Source organism: Mesorhizobium sp. ESP-6-2, from assembly GCF_020164675.1.
In the GTDB taxonomy this organism is placed as follows: Bacteria; Pseudomonadota; Alphaproteobacteria; order Rhizobiales; family Rhizobiaceae; genus Mesorhizobium.
Window position 1 is genome coordinate 12928 of sequence record NZ_JAIUGT010000011.1, and the last position, 16215, is coordinate 29142.

At 59.3% G+C, this 16215-nt stretch carries 13 protein-coding genes and 1 pseudogene; 3 read left to right on the top strand and 11 right to left on the bottom strand.

The features are described from left to right. Positions 1-70: 70 nt before the first annotated feature. Both LB532_RS24710 and LB532_RS24715 read right to left on the bottom strand, forming a co-directional pair. Entirely contained in the window at positions 71-2695 is a 2625-nt protein-coding gene (locus tag LB532_RS24710; RefSeq protein ID WP_140644174.1) for an EAL domain-containing protein, read from the bottom strand. A gap of 727 nt (positions 2696-3422) precedes the next feature. Continuing rightward, positions 3423-3881 carry a hypothetical protein gene (locus LB532_RS24715; RefSeq protein WP_224557351.1) on the bottom strand — a complete coding sequence of 153 codons (459 nt, stop codon included), beginning with the start codon at positions 3879-3881 and terminating at the stop codon, positions 3423-3425. A 75-nt stretch (positions 3882-3956) separates the two neighbouring features. Between LB532_RS24715 and LB532_RS24720 the strand changes: the two genes are divergently transcribed. Together LB532_RS24720 and LB532_RS24725 are read left to right on the top strand one after the other, a co-directional pair. Continuing rightward, complete coding sequence (locus LB532_RS24720) at positions 3957-4259, top strand: DUF1236 domain-containing protein (protein WP_140644144.1); 303 nt, start codon at positions 3957-3959, stop codon at positions 4257-4259. A gap of 103 nt (positions 4260-4362) precedes the next feature. Beyond that, a complete protein-coding gene (locus LB532_RS24725) occupies positions 4363-4548 on the top strand; it encodes a hypothetical protein (RefSeq protein WP_140644142.1) in 186 nt (61 codons plus the stop codon). A 2107-nt stretch (positions 4549-6655) separates the two neighbouring features. Here LB532_RS24725 and LB532_RS24730 read toward each other — a convergent pair. After that, on the bottom strand, positions 6656-6847 hold the full coding sequence (locus LB532_RS24730; RefSeq protein ID WP_318011245.1) for a hypothetical protein: 192 nt from the start codon (positions 6845-6847) through the stop codon (positions 6656-6658). A 383-nt stretch (positions 6848-7230) separates the two neighbouring features. Continuing rightward, positions 7231-7398 (bottom strand): DUF779 domain-containing protein, encoded by a 168-nt coding sequence (locus LB532_RS24735; RefSeq protein ID WP_411908900.1) that lies wholly within the window; start codon positions 7396-7398, stop codon positions 7231-7233. A 154-nt stretch (positions 7399-7552) separates the two neighbouring features. Between LB532_RS24735 and LB532_RS24740 the strand changes: the two genes are divergently transcribed. Continuing rightward, positions 7553-7978, top strand: coding sequence for a hypothetical protein (locus tag LB532_RS24740; protein WP_140644138.1), 426 nt, complete (start codon positions 7553-7555; stop codon positions 7976-7978). On the opposite strand, the pseudogene LB532_RS30355 reads toward LB532_RS24740, so the two are convergent. From LB532_RS30355 to LB532_RS24775, 7 genes and pseudogenes are all read right to left on the bottom strand, one after another. Continuing rightward, positions 7977-8280 (bottom strand): annotated as a pseudogene (locus tag LB532_RS30355) (IS630 family transposase); the annotation flags it as partial. The gene LB532_RS24740 and the pseudogene LB532_RS30355 sit on opposite strands and share 2 nt — an antisense overlap. 152 nt (positions 8281-8432) lie before the next feature. Continuing rightward, positions 8433-9431: a sugar-binding transcriptional regulator gene (locus LB532_RS24750; RefSeq protein ID WP_140644136.1), complete on the bottom strand. Its 999-nt coding sequence runs from the start codon at positions 9429-9431 to the stop codon at positions 8433-8435. A 97-nt stretch (positions 9432-9528) separates the two neighbouring features. After that, entirely contained in the window at positions 9529-10584 is a 1056-nt protein-coding gene (locus LB532_RS24755) for a glycerol-3-phosphate dehydrogenase (protein ID WP_140644134.1), read from the bottom strand. Then, the gene (locus tag LB532_RS24760) at positions 10585-11667 is read right to left on the bottom strand and encodes an ABC transporter ATP-binding protein (protein ID WP_140644132.1); all 1083 of its coding nucleotides are present in this window, start codon (positions 11665-11667) and stop codon (positions 10585-10587) included. A gap of 78 nt (positions 11668-11745) precedes the next feature. Next, positions 11746-13071: an iron-containing alcohol dehydrogenase gene (locus LB532_RS24765; RefSeq protein WP_140644130.1), complete on the bottom strand. Its 1326-nt coding sequence runs from the start codon at positions 13069-13071 to the stop codon at positions 11746-11748. Further along, positions 13064-14593, bottom strand: coding sequence for a xylulokinase (locus LB532_RS24770; RefSeq protein WP_140644128.1), 1530 nt, complete (start codon positions 14591-14593; stop codon positions 13064-13066). The genes LB532_RS24765 and LB532_RS24770 overlap by 8 nt, the downstream gene beginning before the upstream one ends. A gap of 67 nt (positions 14594-14660) precedes the next feature. After that, complete coding sequence (locus tag LB532_RS24775; protein WP_140644126.1) at positions 14661-16190, bottom strand: ABC transporter substrate-binding protein; 1530 nt, start codon at positions 16188-16190, stop codon at positions 14661-14663. Positions 16191-16215 lie beyond the last annotated feature (25 nt).

A 16215-nucleotide genomic window follows, 5' to 3' on the forward strand; every position in this document is an offset into this window, starting at 1 on the left:
CAGACCGCGGCGTAGGCACTTTGCAGGGCTCAAGCCGGAGCCGTGATGATCGTCACGGCGTGGATCGATCTCAGGATGCGGAGCGCATTCGCCGGCTGCTTAAAAACTCCATGATCTTGTATGCACTCATCGGTCGGCTGAGCGCATACCCTTGCAAGATGTCGCAGCCCAAATCCTTGAGGATCTTGGCCTGCAGCATTGTCTCGACACCTTCGGCGATGACTTCCACCCCCAAGGACCTGCCAATCTGCACAATCGATTCTACGACCTCGCGCTGCTGGACTGATTCTGCGATTGGACTAATTAGCTGGCGTGCAATTTTCAGCCGTCTTGGTTGCAGTTTAAGCAAGCTGACAATGGAGGCGTGGCCGGTGCCAAAATCGTCAATTTCGATGTCGATTCCGAGTTCCTTGATCTGGTTGACGTTCCACACCATAAGCTCATCGTTATCGTCGAGGAAAATTGATTCCAGAAGCTCGAACGAAACGGTTCCTGGTTTTATTGACAGTGAAGTCAGGCTGTTGATCAGTTCCTCATCCTGCAGCCGTCTCGCAGAGACGTTCACGGAGACGTGCGGAACCAGCAGCCGTGCTTTCTGCCACTGATCAAAGTCGTGGAGAGTTTGTTTGAGCACCAGTCGGTCAATAATCGAAACGACATTCAATTCTTCCGCAATTTTCAGGAACCCACCTGGCAGCTGAAGTCCGTCGATCGGATGGTTCCAGCGGGCCAGCGCCTCCACGCCGGCAACCTCCAACGTTTTGGCGTCGAATTGCAGCTGGTAGTGCGGAACAAACTCGTTGCGTTCCAACCCTCCGAGGATTTCATCGGCCACCCGTTTGGTCCGAACGATCTCGGACTGGAGATCTTCGGTGAAGAACTCATACCGATTGCGTCCTCGGCCTTTGGCCCGATAGAGCGCTATGTCCGCGTTGACCATCAGGCGTGGGCCGTTAATGGGACGGCCCCCATCGACTGCGATCCCGATGCTGACTCCAATACGGCACTGGTGGTCCTTATAGGGAACCGGCTGCCGCAATCGCTGTATGATCCGGTCGGCCAACTGCTTGAGTTGCTCCATTGAGATGTCCCGGCTGCAGACTACGACAAACTCATCGCCTCCGACTCGGGCAACGAAATCTGCCGGCCCAACAGTCGATGTCAGCACCTTCGCGGTATGGATCAGCACGGCGTCGCCGACGGCATGGCCAAGCGTGTCATTGATCTGTTTAAAGCGATCGAGATCAAGATGCAGAAGCGCGGCGCCGCTGCCAGCCGTCGATACTGTAGCGGCCTGAGAATCGAGGACCGTGTCGAGGTGGCGGCGATTTGGAAGGCCGGTCAGAGAATCGTGAAGCGCTGTATGTTCATTGCGCGCCGTCGCCGCCTCTAGCTCAGCATTCTTCGTTTCGGCAAGGTTTTTTGCCCGTTCCAACTCCAGCGTCAGGGCGACGTCCGCCGTCACGTCCCATTCCGCTCCGACCATTTTGTGGTCAGTGCCGTCCTTGTAACTCTTGGCACGCGCGCGAAGATGTCTAATAGCTCCGTTGGGAAGCATTACACGATATTCCGAAGAGTATATGCCGGTCGCTATCCCCTGCGCGAAATCCCGCTTGGCCTGTTCACAATCGTCGGGGTGGATTGATCTTGACCACTCTTCGAAGGTTCTCAGTTTGCCATCTGCCGGCTTTCCATAGATTTCGTTCAGCCGGTCGTCCCAGTATATGATGTCCGCGTCGAGATCCTGTTCCCAGACGCCAATTTGCGAGGCATCGAGGGCAAGCTCCAGCCTCTCTGAAAGCTGTGCGAGCCTTCGTTCGCTCCGGCGCAGATCGGCGTAATGCTTATGCCGTTGCTCGAAAAGCCGTCCCGCAATGACAATCGGAACCACGACTAGAGCGCCGCCGATGAGCATTGCCAATCGCAAAATCCAAGCGTTCCGGGGCGTCGCATTCCAGCCACCCTTGGGGACGGCGGAAATCTGCCACGATCCTGTCGGCAACCGCACCTCCGCCGTAACGGGGTTGTCTTCCGCCACCCGCGCGGGACCGAAAAATCGCGCGCCGCTTCGGCCCAGAGCGTCCTTGCCCGTCAGAGCGATCTCGATCGACAGTTTCTTGTCTAAAAGACCGCTGTCCTCGTACAGCTTCTGAATGTCGATTACCGCAGCCACAATGCCCCAGAACGTCTCGGTAGGGCGATCAGGGTCAAGGAAGACCGGAAATCGGCCGATAAAGGCCTGACCTCCTTGCTTGAGCTCCACCGGTCCGGCCAGAACCAGTTGTTTGGTATCGCGCGCCCGAAGTGCCGCTTCACGCAATTCTTCATCCTTGCGAAAGTCCAATCCAACGGCCTTTTCATTGCCTTCCATTGGATACATCAACGAGATGACCAGGCCGGGGGCAGCGGCAATGTTTCTGACCTGTGTCTTCTCGCGAAAGAGGCTCTTTGCCAGCTTGGCAAAGCGGGTTTGGCTCATATTCGGCTCGGTAACGATGGTCGCGATCAGACCGCGCGTCAGTTGAAGGTCTCCATTGACGTTGCCCTCGAGATTGGCGCGGACGAGGTTCATCTCCTTCGCAACGTCAACGCGCAATGCCTGTTCGGCAACAATGCTATTTTGATGATCAGCATAGATTCCCGCACTTAACAGCACGACGAGGGCGACCACAGCCGGAAGACTGGTCCAGGTCATCAAGGTGCGGAAGCGCTGATGAATGGCAAATGGCAAGGTGGAATCTCGGTCGGTGCAACTTCCGACTGTTACAGAGTATAGCAGAAGACTTAATCGAACCTTGGTTCCTCTGCTCAAAATTTAGAAAGACCGCTGGTGATCAACGCTGATCTGTCGGTCCGGACGACAGATCGAGGAGGAAGCGAAACGGTCGGAAGCGCGTGTCGCGCCAGCTCTGGCAGTCGCGACGGGTTCGTAGTGGCCTTCCAATAACTTTTGCCCGACAACCATCCGTCGCGGTCCTTCCGTCTGTCGCGGCCGCGGCGCTGGCGTCGCTCGTCACCGCCTGGCGCGTGCTGCGGGGAGGATGATTCGCTCCCGCTATGGAAAGGTGGCGGGCTTTTGCAGTCCAGCGGAACCCGATCTGATGACAATCGTTCTGTGCGGCAACATTTGCGCGGTACCGTCTTAGTCAGGGCAACGATGCGAGAAGGTCAACGGCTCACCGAGAAGGAAAGACGAGACAGAAAGGAGCGCACCTCGGATGCTGCGCGGGAACTGATCGAGGTAGAGCGCGCGGAACGGGATGAGAAGACAGCTCGGCTCCGGGAGAAACGGCTGAAGGCCGAAATTCCTTGCGCGACGCCGGCACCTAAGAAAAAGCGCAAGAAGGGAGCGCGATGCGCGACCTTCTGTGAGGCTTGATGAAAAGGCCGGAGCCGACAACCGCTCCGGCCCTGTTCCGTCGTCAGTCATTGCAGCTGTCGTCGGCCTTTGCCGCCGCGGTCTTCTCGCCATGCTGCTGCGCCTCGATATCCTGCTGCGATGTTGCGAGATTCTTGTCACCGCCGCCTTCCGCCCCTGCCAACGGCATTGTGCTGCCATCCTTGGCGGCCGGTTTGCCGGCACTGTCCTTGGCCTTCGGAGTCTCCAAGGGCGCGTGGGTACCATCTTTCGAAATACCGGCGGTCTGTTGGGTGTCGGCGCCCGTGTTGGCAGCCGATTTGTCCGGACATGCCGCGATTGCAGAGCCCGCAGAAAACGACACCGCAAGCGCGATTACCATAGCCATTTTCATCATGCTCGTCCTTCTGTTTGAGTGCCCTGCGGGTGAAACTAACGGCGCTTTTCTTTGTTCCGGGCTCCGCCGTCTGTCGTCATCGACGTTCCGGCCGGCGGGATTTTCGCTCGAATCGGTGCTGCCCAAGGTTTGTTGCGAGGGAACTTCGCTCTCTGAAGTTAGTTGATGCTGTGAAGGGCGAACCTGACACGGAGAGACAAAATGAATGTTCGTATTCCAATTTCAGCAGCGGCGATCGTGTTGATGAGCGGGATTACCACCGCAATTGCCGGCAATGTCGTCGTTCTACAGCCCGAGCAGGAAACGGTCGTCCGCGAATACGTCAAAAAGCAGCCTCTGGCGTCCGTGAATCTTCTCGGTGTCGAACTGAAACTTGGCTCCTCGGTTCCGGACACTGTCGAACTCCGTGAGGTTCCTAATGTCAAATATCGAGTGGCCGTCATCAACGATCAGACAGTCCTGGTCGACCCTGATACCCACCAGATCGTCCAAGTTCTGCACTGAGCCAACTTAATCCTTAGCCCGCTAGCTTCGGCCGGCGGGCTTTTTTTATTCCCCATGAAACGAAACCATCGCCGGCAAGTTCGGAGCCAAAAAGGAGGTTCCGATGACAGATACCGCCGGCGGACGCGAAGATGATCCGGGCATTCAGTTCCTTGCCCGGCGCTTGGCTAAAGAGGTCGGCATCTCCGAGGCAGAAGCGCGCGGCCTGATCAAGCTCATCGGCGCCGACTCGAGCTCCTTGGTGCGCGAAGCCAAGTTTTGGAAAGGCTTAAAGGGCTCTGCCAGTTAGACATTCGGACGCACTGCGCGGTTGCCTTTCGGCTATGTCTTGATGCCCGGCGCTGGGGCTTCACAACTGCAATCCCTCGACGCGTGAAGGTCCTTACCGGGAGATCAGTTCGAAAGCCTTCGGGGAGATGAACGCAACAACCCCAGTGCCGTCCCAATTACCGCCATCTCGATTTCGCCTAGTCCGCGACACTTGAAGCAAGGGAATTCGTAAGCAACGGGGTTACCGCTGGGAACTTTCTCAATCGGTTCTTCCGACATGGCGGGCCAACGCTTTCCATCAGCATAGATCATGGTAGCGATTGTAAGGTCGTACCGATCGTCAATGTCTTCGACCGGAAGCCTCCAAAAGCCGTCGCCGTTGCACTGAAGGCAATTGATCAGCATGAGCACCTCCTCACCCGGTCGAACATAATGGGGACAAACGATCCGAGCGGCTTGAATCGGGTTCGGAGTGTCGAGTGCATGTGTAACGTTGAGGATCAGCTCAAGTTCATCGAGCCGCCGCTGATATCATATGACTTGCCGCCGAGTTGTCTGCTCTCGTCCCTAACTGGCGTCCCTTCAAATTCGGTCAGCGACATTAAGCACAGCAGCTAGTTCGTTGGCCTAATCCATTTCGAGGTCGATATATGGATGGCCTTGAATTTCCGCCGGCAAGCCGGTGAACAGGTCGAACACCGTCCACGTCTCATCCCTCTCTTTTCTAGTGCCATACCTTGGAATGGCGATTGCGGGTAATAAAACACCTTTGTGACTAGTACGAAATGCACCATATACTTAATTGCTACTTTAGGACACTCCGTGCCCGCCGGTACCACCTGGCGGATATTTTTTGCACCGGTTGGAACTTTCCATCGACCTAATGTGTTTGGTGCTGCTCAGTTCGGGTGCCCCAACGCTCCCGACCTGAATTCCCTCTAATGCCTGGGGAACGCCCGCCGCTGCCGTGAATGGAGCGGTGGGCAGCAGCTTCCGTTTTGCCTTGTTGATCCTTCCCAATATTTCCCACCCGCGCCGCTGTTCCATGGCCTTCTGAGGTTGTTACCTAGGCGCACAGGAAAAAGGACGAACGCCGATGGGCGGGGGCTGGGGGGATCGACGGTCGTCGGATGCCAAGGGGCCATAGCGTCAGCAAACTTCGTTCCGGTAGGCCCTCACTTATTTTGTCATGAGTGGGCTCAGATAAAATTAACATTGTTATTGCGGGGCGCTCCTGCGGGAACATTTTTTTGCTGACGAGCTAAATTGCTCCGGTGGAACAAACACCGAGACATCAGGGTTGTGAGGCCGGACCGCATCCCATTGGCGGTCTTTCCCGTGGACTGCCCGCCGGTCAAAGCCGGCGGGCTTTTTATTGTCTTGAGCGCGCCAGGCCGCGGCGGGAGGTAGCGCCTGGCCAGCAACACGCCCAGTCTCCAGCGCACACAATCCTGTTACGCAACAATGCATTTTTGTTGCGTCTGCAGCCAGGAGGGGGGCAACGGAGCTCAAGAAAGAATGTCTCGAAATAACGCAGAGCTATGCGCCCGTGCGAGTGCGCTGGGCATCACGATGGATCAACGTTCCAAGACGGTGTGGATTGCGGCCGGAGGCTATCGAGGCCGCGATTTGAAAGTAAAGGGGCGGTCGCCAGCTATTGCGCTCGCACTATGGATTGAGGCTGCCCAATACAGAGGCTCGATATCGGACCCTGCGGCCAGCTCGGGGCAGTGTTCGCCGCGCGGCAAGGTGGCCGGCGCCTCTTGGGGGCGGGTGGGGTAAGTAACCTGCTTGGAGACGCCGGCCGGCGGGGTTGGGGTTCCGCCAAAGAAACATATCAGCAAAGCACACCCTGAGCCATCCGAAATAGCATTTGTTAATAAGGTGTGGACAGGGCAGAGTCATCCGGGGCAATTGGGGGGCGGTTTTTTAGCCGCGGGACTTCTTGCTGGCTCGCCCAGTTAAAATGATCAGGTTCTCGGCATGGAGACCTGCAGGGAAGGCCTGACAGCGCAGGAATGCCGTTTGAGCCCGCGGCATTTATGTCGGCTTGTCCACCAAGGGCGCCTTCCTCGTCGCTGCCTTATAGGCTGCCATAAGCCTGACGACGTCAGGAGAAACCGTCACTATCGGTCCGCCCAGGCTAACAGTACGGCGTCCTTCTCGATCCGCGTGACGCTGCCGATCAGCTCGATCATTTGGCCTTTGAACACCTGCGTCGTGCTGTCACGAATGGAATATGGGAAGCCATAGGTCGGGATCGATACGCTCACCCGCTCGTCGGTGACGCGTCTCAGGACGGAGGCGTCGATCGCCACTTCATCGCCAACATTAAAGCCCTTGCCATTCTTTGGAGTCTGGTGCGGCCGGCTATCGCGTCAAGTAGCGCAAGCTAATGTTCTCTGCTGCCGATGTCTCCTCGCCTGTGGTCTGGGGTGGACGAAGTCGCGGCAAGCAATCCGACTGCGGGATGCGAGCAAATGCGGTCTTACCCGAGATGAAGCCCTGAAAATTATCAAGCGCAGTCGCCACCTATTGGAGCGAACGCCGGACAAGAAAATACACCATCGTTAGAGCTGTCGGCCTGCACGCGTCATTGCCGTGAGGATGGCAAGCTCAGTTTCAAGCTTGGCGTTTTCTTTGCGCAGCGTTATCGGCCGCGATGAGACGCTTCAATGACCGCATGACCTCGCAGCGCTTCCTACAGCTCGACGACGGTCCTGCCTTGGCGCCGCTGCGCTTCCGAACACACCGGCGTGTCACCGATTTCGCGCAGCCTGACATCATTTTCGCCGATGATGAAATCGCCACACGGATAGCACATCCGCGAAGACCCGTCGCAGCAGCAGCCGGACTGGGGGAACAGCACTGGGCGGTGATCGGCGATGGTCTCGACGAGGAGCGCCTCGACCGCAGGAGCCAGCCCACGCAACGTACACCGACAGCATGCGTTCTATTGAATGGCCGCGCAGTCGCCGATCTGAGGATCAGCTTCATGCGCAGACAAGTCGGAGGCGATTGGGATGAATAGGTTCAAAGAAGCCCTTGAGCGCGGCAAGACAGCCCACCGCGAGCAAGAGGAGGATGGGAATGCTTCGATGGCGGACTTTGGCACCCAAGCCAGGGCTTGGCTAAACGATGTCGTGGTTGCGTCGTTGGAAGCGGCCAGGGCAGAGGTGGCGGGCGAGATGACCATCGACATAGATACCGCACCGCGCCGCCGGGGCGGAGTGTTAATGCCCTCTGTTCGGTTCCGACTCTACCGAAAGCCAGGATTGAAAAAGACAGCCAAAAGGGCATTCACGGTCAACGTCCAGCTAAGTGGCGAGGTGTCGGTTTCCTCACCTGGTATGGTAGCCGAGGCTGTTGGAAACATAGGGGATAGGTCTCCGGAGAGGTTTCGCAATTTGGTCGTCAGGCTGATCGAGAACGTCGCTAAGGGCGTGTGACGCCGCCGTTCATGGCGCCATCATAGACGAACGGCGCGGTCATGCCGGTCAGCCGCAGCGCCCTGGTGAAAGTGGTGGTCTTCCAGTGGCCATGGTACAGGTCGGCCCGACAGCGCTCGCCGCGTGGAGCGCGGGCCCAGCAGCCCCATCTTGATTGACAGGCCGCGTCAGCGGAGGCGAACCGGACGGGATAGAGTTCGGGCTAGCCACGGGCCGAGGCGGCGTCGCTTCGGGATGTCTGGCCGGTCCTGCTCCAATCCATGTTTGAACGTGCAGCCGCGACTGCCCAGCGACGCGCTTAGTCTAGCAACGCGTAGCGACGAGATGTACCGAAACGTTTGTCGACCGAAACGAGTTGGCTTGCCCGACGCACGATGCAGTCGGCATCGCAACTTTGCGCATGACTACCTCGTCGCTTCTTATCCTCGAGGGCGCAGATGCTGGCAGATCTGCGCTATGGCTTTTCTGCAAGGATTGCCTCAGCGGTTTGCTCGTCGGTGATCAAAACATCGACGACACCGAGACGCAGCACGGCGCGCAACACCGGGACCTTCTCGAGGCCACCGGAGGGCAGGATCACGGTTTCGATGTCGCGCAGGTTTTGCGGGGCGAGGCCGATCACACGATGGTTGAGCGGGTGATCGACGAGCTGCCCATCGGCATCGATCCAATGGCCGCAAATATCGCCGACAGCGCCTGCTTCGTGCAGCGATATGAGATCGTCCTCGCCTATCAGTCCGATCCGAAAGATGGTGGCGTCCTTGTGCACCGCGCCGACTGAAACAAAAGCGGCGTCGACGTCGCGCGCATGGGTAAAGGCATCTTCCAGGATAGACTGGCGCATCAGCAGATCGCGCGTGGCCTCGGTATCGCTGAACACCGGTGCCGCGATGTAGAAACATTCCGCCTCGAAAAGCGCGGCGAGCCGGGAGGCCATCTCATAGATATTGATCGCCGACCCGCGCGTGAGGCCGCCGAGCAAGGAAACGACGGACATCCCCTTGACCGGACGTACGGTCACCGACCGGAGGCTGAGTTGGAGCGTCCGACCCCACCCCACGCCCACCGATATCCCATCGCAGATCCTGAGCGACAGGGCTTGCCCCGCGGCGGCTGCGATGACTTGTGGTAGCAGAGCAGGATCGGGCGGTGTCGGAACCACGATTGGATCCGAGACGCCGTAGCTGTGACGCAACCGGTTCTCCAGCTCGATGCAGTTCGCCACCTTCGAATTGATGCGGATCTGAACGATCCCCCGCTCGCGGGCCTGCGCCAGCATCCGGTTGACGCGAAGGCGGGTTAGACCAAGAGACTTGGCGATTTGCGCTTGCGTGAGGTCTGCGACATAAGCCAGCCAGGCGGCGCGGACGAGGAGCCCTTCCTCGCGATCGGTTGAAACGGAGTTGGATACGGCCTGGCGGCCGTCACGTTTTTTTCGTGGTGGTTTCTCCATCACAACATTCTGTCCACTGCGCGGGCTACGAACGGCTCGGCGGCGCCGTGTCCGAATCGATATGACTTTCTGGCATCATGACTTTCTGGCATCGCCCTTAGCATCGGTGATAGCGATCGAAGGACAAGGCCAGCGGAGCATCATTGCAAATCGCGTCGATGATGGCAGCCGTGAGCGGCAGGCGATCGCCCGGAAGCGCACCCTGTGCCATCATTTTCTCCAACGTTTGGCCAAGATCCAGCGCCAGTTGCGCCCCCTCGACCGTGTCTGAACTCATATGGTCCCGCTTGGCTACGGAATAGGGCAGGCCGCGGCCAAGCAAGCGTCCCATCCGGCCGTTGCGGCCCGCTTGGCAGGTCACATAAAGATCACCGGAGCCCGCCAATCCCTGCACTGTTTCGATTCTTCCGCCCAGCGCTTCGACCAAAATGCCCATCTCGGCGAGCGATTGCGAAAAAAGCGACGAGGCAAGATTGTGCATGAGGGCACCATTTGGCGCCTTGTCGTCGTGCTCCAGCAGCCCGACCGGAGCGCCAACGGCAAGCGTGTAGAAATTCTTGAAAGCGGCGCAGATCTCGACACCGATGAGATCGGATGACGCTCGCACGTGATAGAAAGGAGCTCGCAGCATGTGAGACGCCTTGGCGATCTGGTCGGGGTCGTGCCCGGCCACAATCACTGAGGTATCACGCTGTGCCGCCAGTTCGCCCGCAATGCACGGTCCGCCAACAGCCATTACGGGGATCGTCAGGGCGGTGCGTCGTTCAATTTCGCGAGCAAGCTGATGTGGCAGGATTTCAATGCCTGCCTCGCTCGCGGCGAGGCCTTTTGTAACCATCAGTATTGGCACAGGCGACTTGATGCTTTCCGCAATGCGGTCGATCGCCCAGGGAACGCCGGCCGACGAGACGCCGAGTACCAGCAGATCGGGTCGCTCATTTACCGCTGCCCCGAATTCAGTCCAGGAACAGGCTGTTACGGCGCCAGGTAGAGTGATGTTGAGGCGCGGATGACGACCTGTACCCGTCACGGAGCCAATGATCTCCTCATCGAGATGGGTGCCAACGAGAGTGATGCGGTTACCTGCGTGAGCAGCCGGAAGGGTCATGGCAGAGCCCATGACGCCGGCGCCGAGGATAACGATGCGTGCCATTCAATTTCTCTCGTTGTCCAGCCGTTTGCCGGTGTCTTGATCGAACAGGTGGATTCGGTCAGGGGTGGGCTCCAGATGGATCACCGCCCCGGGAGAGAGTTCCATGCGGTCATGCAGCACCGAGCAGATCGCGATGTCGCCCATGCTTGCAAAGATATGGATCTCGGGGCCAGTCGGCTCCACGACTTTGACTGTCGTTGCGATGCCGCTTCCGTTTGCTACCGGTCGAAGATGTTCGGGGCGAATGCCATAGATTACCTTTTGCCCGGGGTGGACCGCAGCCTTCGGGGGCAGCGGGAGGGACAGCTTGTCGGATCGCACCACCCAGGCGTCGCGCTCAGGTGCCACCTCGCCATGGAACAAGTTCATTGCAGGCGAGCCGATGAAGGAGGCGACAAAGAGGTTTGCCGGGTGATCGTAAACATCGAGCGGCCGGCCCATCTGCTCGATGTAGCCGTCGCGCATGATGACGATGATATCGGCCATGGTCATAGCCTCGATCTGGTCGTGCGTGACATACACGGTGGTGGTCTTCAGGCGCTGATGGAGTTCCTTGATTTCAGTCCGCATCTGCACGCGCAGTTTGGCGTCGAGGTTGGATAGCGGCTCGTCAAACAGGAATACGGTTGGATCTCGCACGATGGCTCGGCCCATGGCAACGCGCTGCCGCTGGCCGCCCGAGAGCTGGCGGGGATACCGTTCGAGGTAGGGAGTGAGGTTGAGGATCGAGGCTGCCCATCCCACCTTTTGTTTGATTTCTTCCTTGGACCGTTTCTTCAACTGCATGGAGAAGGCCATGTTGTCGAAGACCGTCATATGCGCGTAAAGCGCGTAATTCTGGAAGACCATCGCGATGTTTCGATCCTTGGGATGAAGAGTGTTGACGACCTTGTCGCCTATGGCGATCCCACCGGACGTGATCGGCTCAAGACCGGCTATCATGCGCAACAGAGTGGACTTGCCGCAGCCGGACGGTCCCAACAAGACGACGAACTGGCCATCTTCGATCGAAAGATCGAGCCCATGGATGACCTCGACGGCGCCATACTCTTTCCTGATGTTGTTGATGGTGACTGACGCCATAAAGTGCGATTCCTTCGATTGCCCTTGCCCTTGGCTACCACTTCGCCGTGCGAGACACCGGTAACGATCCAATGCGGTTCACCATTCGCCCTCCAGGAACTCTTCCAGGAGTCCCGCATCGGCGGCCAGATTGACAAAGGACCAGCGACCGCGGATTTCTCGCGAGTAGCGGATGGCGTCATGCCAAAGCTCTCGCGGCAGGCCTAATTCTGCGCCGGTGAGCGGCCCTCCGGCAGCTTTGAGCGCCGCCTCCATGCGGGCAACCGGTATCGCCATCGGTCGAAGCTCGCGGCGCAGAGCCGGCCAGATTTCCCCAAGTTTGCGATTGAAGGCTTCCGTCTGGCTGCGATCGAGTGCTGTCTTCTTCATCTCGGCAATGCAAAGTGGCCCGACTTGCGCCCCATAGCGGGCCAGCATAGCGGTCTCATCGACAATGGTCGGCCTTGCGAGTGGCGGCTCTTGCCTGTCCATCAGCCAGGCTTGCAGACGCGCCATGACCAGCGAGGCAACGCCAACCTGCTGACCATGAGTGGTACCGGGATGATGCTCTCGCGCGAACATGTCGATCCAATGGGAGATTTGGTGCTCTCCCATGGAACCGGGATGGGAAACGCCGGCGAAGCAGACGCCCATTGAGCATAGCGTCAAGACGCGCTGGAGGTGCCCGACCGCGGTGATGTCATGGTTGGCAAGGCCAGACGCATGCGCCAGCATGGGTTCCTCATCGCCCGCCTGCAGTAAGTAGGGCACGTCGGAATAGTAGGTGCCGAACAGCCGGTGCGAGGCCCACCAATCGATCTGGGCGGTGGAACGGCAAAGGCTGTCGCCAAGTCCGGCCGCACTGAGCCAGGTCGGCGCCGCGGCTGAAATGCCAAGGTCCAGGAAGATGCCGCGCGGAGCATGCGAGGGCAGTGAGATTTTGAGCCCTGACGCCAAGGTCACCGACGCGGTCGAGGCGCCATAGCCATTCATCGACGCTGCCGTGCCGAAGACGGCATAAGGCCGGTCGTCAAGGAAGGTCGCTTGTTTGCAGCTGTCGTTGAGGACCCCGGATCCCACGGCCACGACACCGTCGGCGGGCCGCGTTTTGTCCCGGATCATCTGGATCGTGGCCTCGTCGCAGTGGAGATCTTGAGGCAACACGATTTCGTCGACATGGGCGATGGAACGCAGGGCCTTCGCGACGCGCCGGCCCATCACCTCGACGGTATTGGCGTCGGATACGACAGCGATACGGCTGCCCAGCGTCAGAGGAGCAACGAGATCCGCCTCGCGGCCCTCCGTCGTCTCCAGCAATTGGATCGTTTGGAACGGCAGGTCAGCTGCCGCGCCTGTGTTAGGGTCCTTCCAGCGTCCTGCGACAACATCCTCGATCAGGGCGTTCCAGTTGACCATTTCAGGCATGGTCAGCCTCCGCGAAAGCCGCGAGTCGCTGGTTCCAAGCGGAAAGCGCTGGCCAAAGATCGGTATGAATCGCAAGAAGTTCGGCATAGCGGCTGGCACGGCCGCCATCGGGTTCGAAGGACTTGGCGGGTTCGGCGGCCATCGTGAGCGACGCTTCTGCGATCGTGGAAAACCAGCCCACCCCCTTTGCCGCTGCCATTGCCGCGCCGAGCGAGGAGGCTTCCACGGTCGTGGACCGTTTTATGGGACGGTTGAGTGCATCCGCCAGAATCTGCATCCACAGGTCGGACTTCGCTCCTCCGCCGATCGCTATGAAACGGTCGATGTTCTGACCAGCCGCGGAAGCGGCCCGCTGGCTCGTCGCGGCTTGGTGCAGTGCTATTCCTTCCAGCACGGCGCGATAGAGATCGCCGCGACGGCTCGAGCCGGAAAGCCCGGCTATTACACCGCGGGCCGCACTGTCCCAGTGCGGATCCATGACGCCCTGCCAATAGGGCAGGAGCATTATGCCGCCTGCGCCGATCGGGCTGGCGGCGGCTTCGGCCTCGAGCGTCTCCAGGGCGCCGCTGGATCCATGTAGATCGACACCAAGCATTTCGCGCGTCATCCAATCGACGAGAAAAGTGCCGGCGCGAAGGCACGTTTCGTAAATATATCCGGCGTCGGCGACCGCCGTTTCGGTGCGAAAGGCCGGGTCATGGACGTAGTCGAGGCCGAAGCTGCCGGACACGACTGCCGTGCCCAGGTTTATGTAGGCGCATCGCGCTTGCAACACACCAGCGCCCGTGCCGGCACATTGACCGTCGCCGCCGCCAGCGACGATCGGCGTGCCCTCCCGCAAGCCCGTCAGCATTGCGGCTTGCGACGTCACTCGGCCCAAGACGGTGCCGGGCCGCGCCAGGTCCAGCATCATACGTCGTGCGACCCCGGCCGCGTTCAGTATATCGTCCGACCAGTCCATGGCTCGCATGTCGAGCACACCCATCGGGTCTGCGGAGGCGGTCGACGTTACCCACCGGCCGCTCAAGCGAAAGACCAGGTAGCCGTGCACTTCGGCCATTCGCTCCACGCGCGCAAAGGTCTGGGGCTGCTCCTGGCGAAACCAGATCATGCGATAGAGACAAGGGATTACGTCCAGCGGCTTGCCGGATATTGCGTGGATCCGTGCCGCGCCGAAGGACGCGCCGAAGCGGTGCGCATTCTGGCGGGCGCGCTCATCGAGCCAGAGCGTCGCAGGCCCGATCGCCTCACCCTGCTCGTCGAAAAGGCCGAAGCTTTCGCGCTGGTTGGAAATGGCAAGGCCCGCAATGCGTCCGGGCGAAACTGTTGCCGTCACGGTGCGGAGCGCTGTCACCGTCGAGGCCCACCACTCAGCCGGATCCTGTTCGAAATAGCCAGAACGAGGGTTGGACATTGCTATTGACGCACGACCCTCCGCCACGGCGCGACCGTTGCGGTCCCAGGCAATCGCCTTGGTTGCCGAGGTCGAGGAATCAATGCCGATAACGAGATCCGGAACCATTGCCGCCACATTGCCAAAGGGCGAGGGCGGCCGAAACCGCCATCGCCGAACTCACCGGAGTATCCCGCTAAAGGCCGGCATCCTTGACTTTGCCGTCGACGATACCGGCAATGACATCCAGGCATGCCTTGGCGTTGCCGCCATAGTCTTGCCCCGTCAGCAGCTTGCCGAGTTCAACTGGGATGTCATTGTTCGACAAATCAGCCCAAATCGGCATGTCGGGCTCTGACCCCATCTGGTTGTCGATGGTGTATTTGATCGCGTCGAAATGGCGTGTCGTTCCGGGTCCAACAACGGCTTTCTCCTTGACCCGAGGATCGGTGAAGGAGGAATTGCGCATCGGCGAGGCGCCGCCGCCGAGCGTCGAGACCCGCGCCATCACGTCCTTCGAGCAGACCCACTGCATGAACAGCCATGCCGCTTCCTTGTTCTTGGAATATTGCGACAACGAGATCGTCGAGCCACCTTGGTGGCCGACGGCCGGGATTTCGTTGAAGCCGCAATCGGCGGCGGCGCGGCGGCCGGGGACCTCCTTGGGGGCGGGCAAGGCCTCGAACAGGCCCTTGACCTTGGAATCGTTGGCATCGAAGCCGGGAAAATCCTCGCCCCAGGTGATTGCCATGGCGGCCTGTCCCTGTGTCAGAGCTTGCCCCTGACCGTCCCAGGTCCATGTCGTTGCGGAGGGCGGCGAGTTTTTGACCAGCTCCTGGTAGAATTCTAGCCCGGCCACACCACGCTCGTCATTGCCGACAAACTTCTTGTCCTTGTTGAAGATCGAACCCCCATGCCCCCAGAGTGCGAACGTCCAGTCGCATTCGAGCGAATAGTGGCCGGACTTGGCCTGGCACGCGGTGCCAAAGATGCCATTGGCCTTTTCGGCCTCTGTGAGAGCCTGTACCGCCTTGAGATAGGCGCCGAGGTCTGTCGGCAAGGCGATATTGTGTTTGTCGAAAAGATCCTTCCGGTACATCAGGATGAAGATCGGAATATCGAAAGGAATTCCGCACTGTTTGCCGTTGTACATGGCGATGCCATCGACAAGCGGCTTGGAGAAATCGTCCCAATCGAAGTTTGGCATCGCCAGTTCTTTGTTCTGGCCATAATATTCGCGCGGATCGATGACATCCTGAGCAAACGTCGCCATCCAGGACTGGTCGAGATAGTAGACATCATAGGTGCCCAGCTGGCCCTGTACGTCCTGCGTAGCCTTGGCGAGAACCTGCTCCAACGGCACGATCTCGACCTCGACCTCAATGCCGGTTGCCTTGGTGAACTCGCCCGCCACAAGCTGGTTAGCCACGATCGTTGGCGGCGTCGCTTCCGAAGTGTAGCGGATTTTCGTGCCGGCATATGGTTTGCCGACATCGGCCAGCCACTTCAACATATCCGTGTCCTGGGCGCGGGCTTCTTCGATGCCCAGGCCCAGCCCCCCGCGATGTGAGCGGCCACCACCCAACATGGCCGATCCGAAGGCGGAAAAGCCAACGCCAGCCAGCGCCATCTTCTTCATGAAGTCGCGTTTGCTTATTCGGCGCGCCGTAAAGTCGTTGCAGGTATCGGCGACGAATGTCTTCTTGTCGTGATCTCTGAAGCTCATGATCGTTCCTCCGTTGCGATTTGTC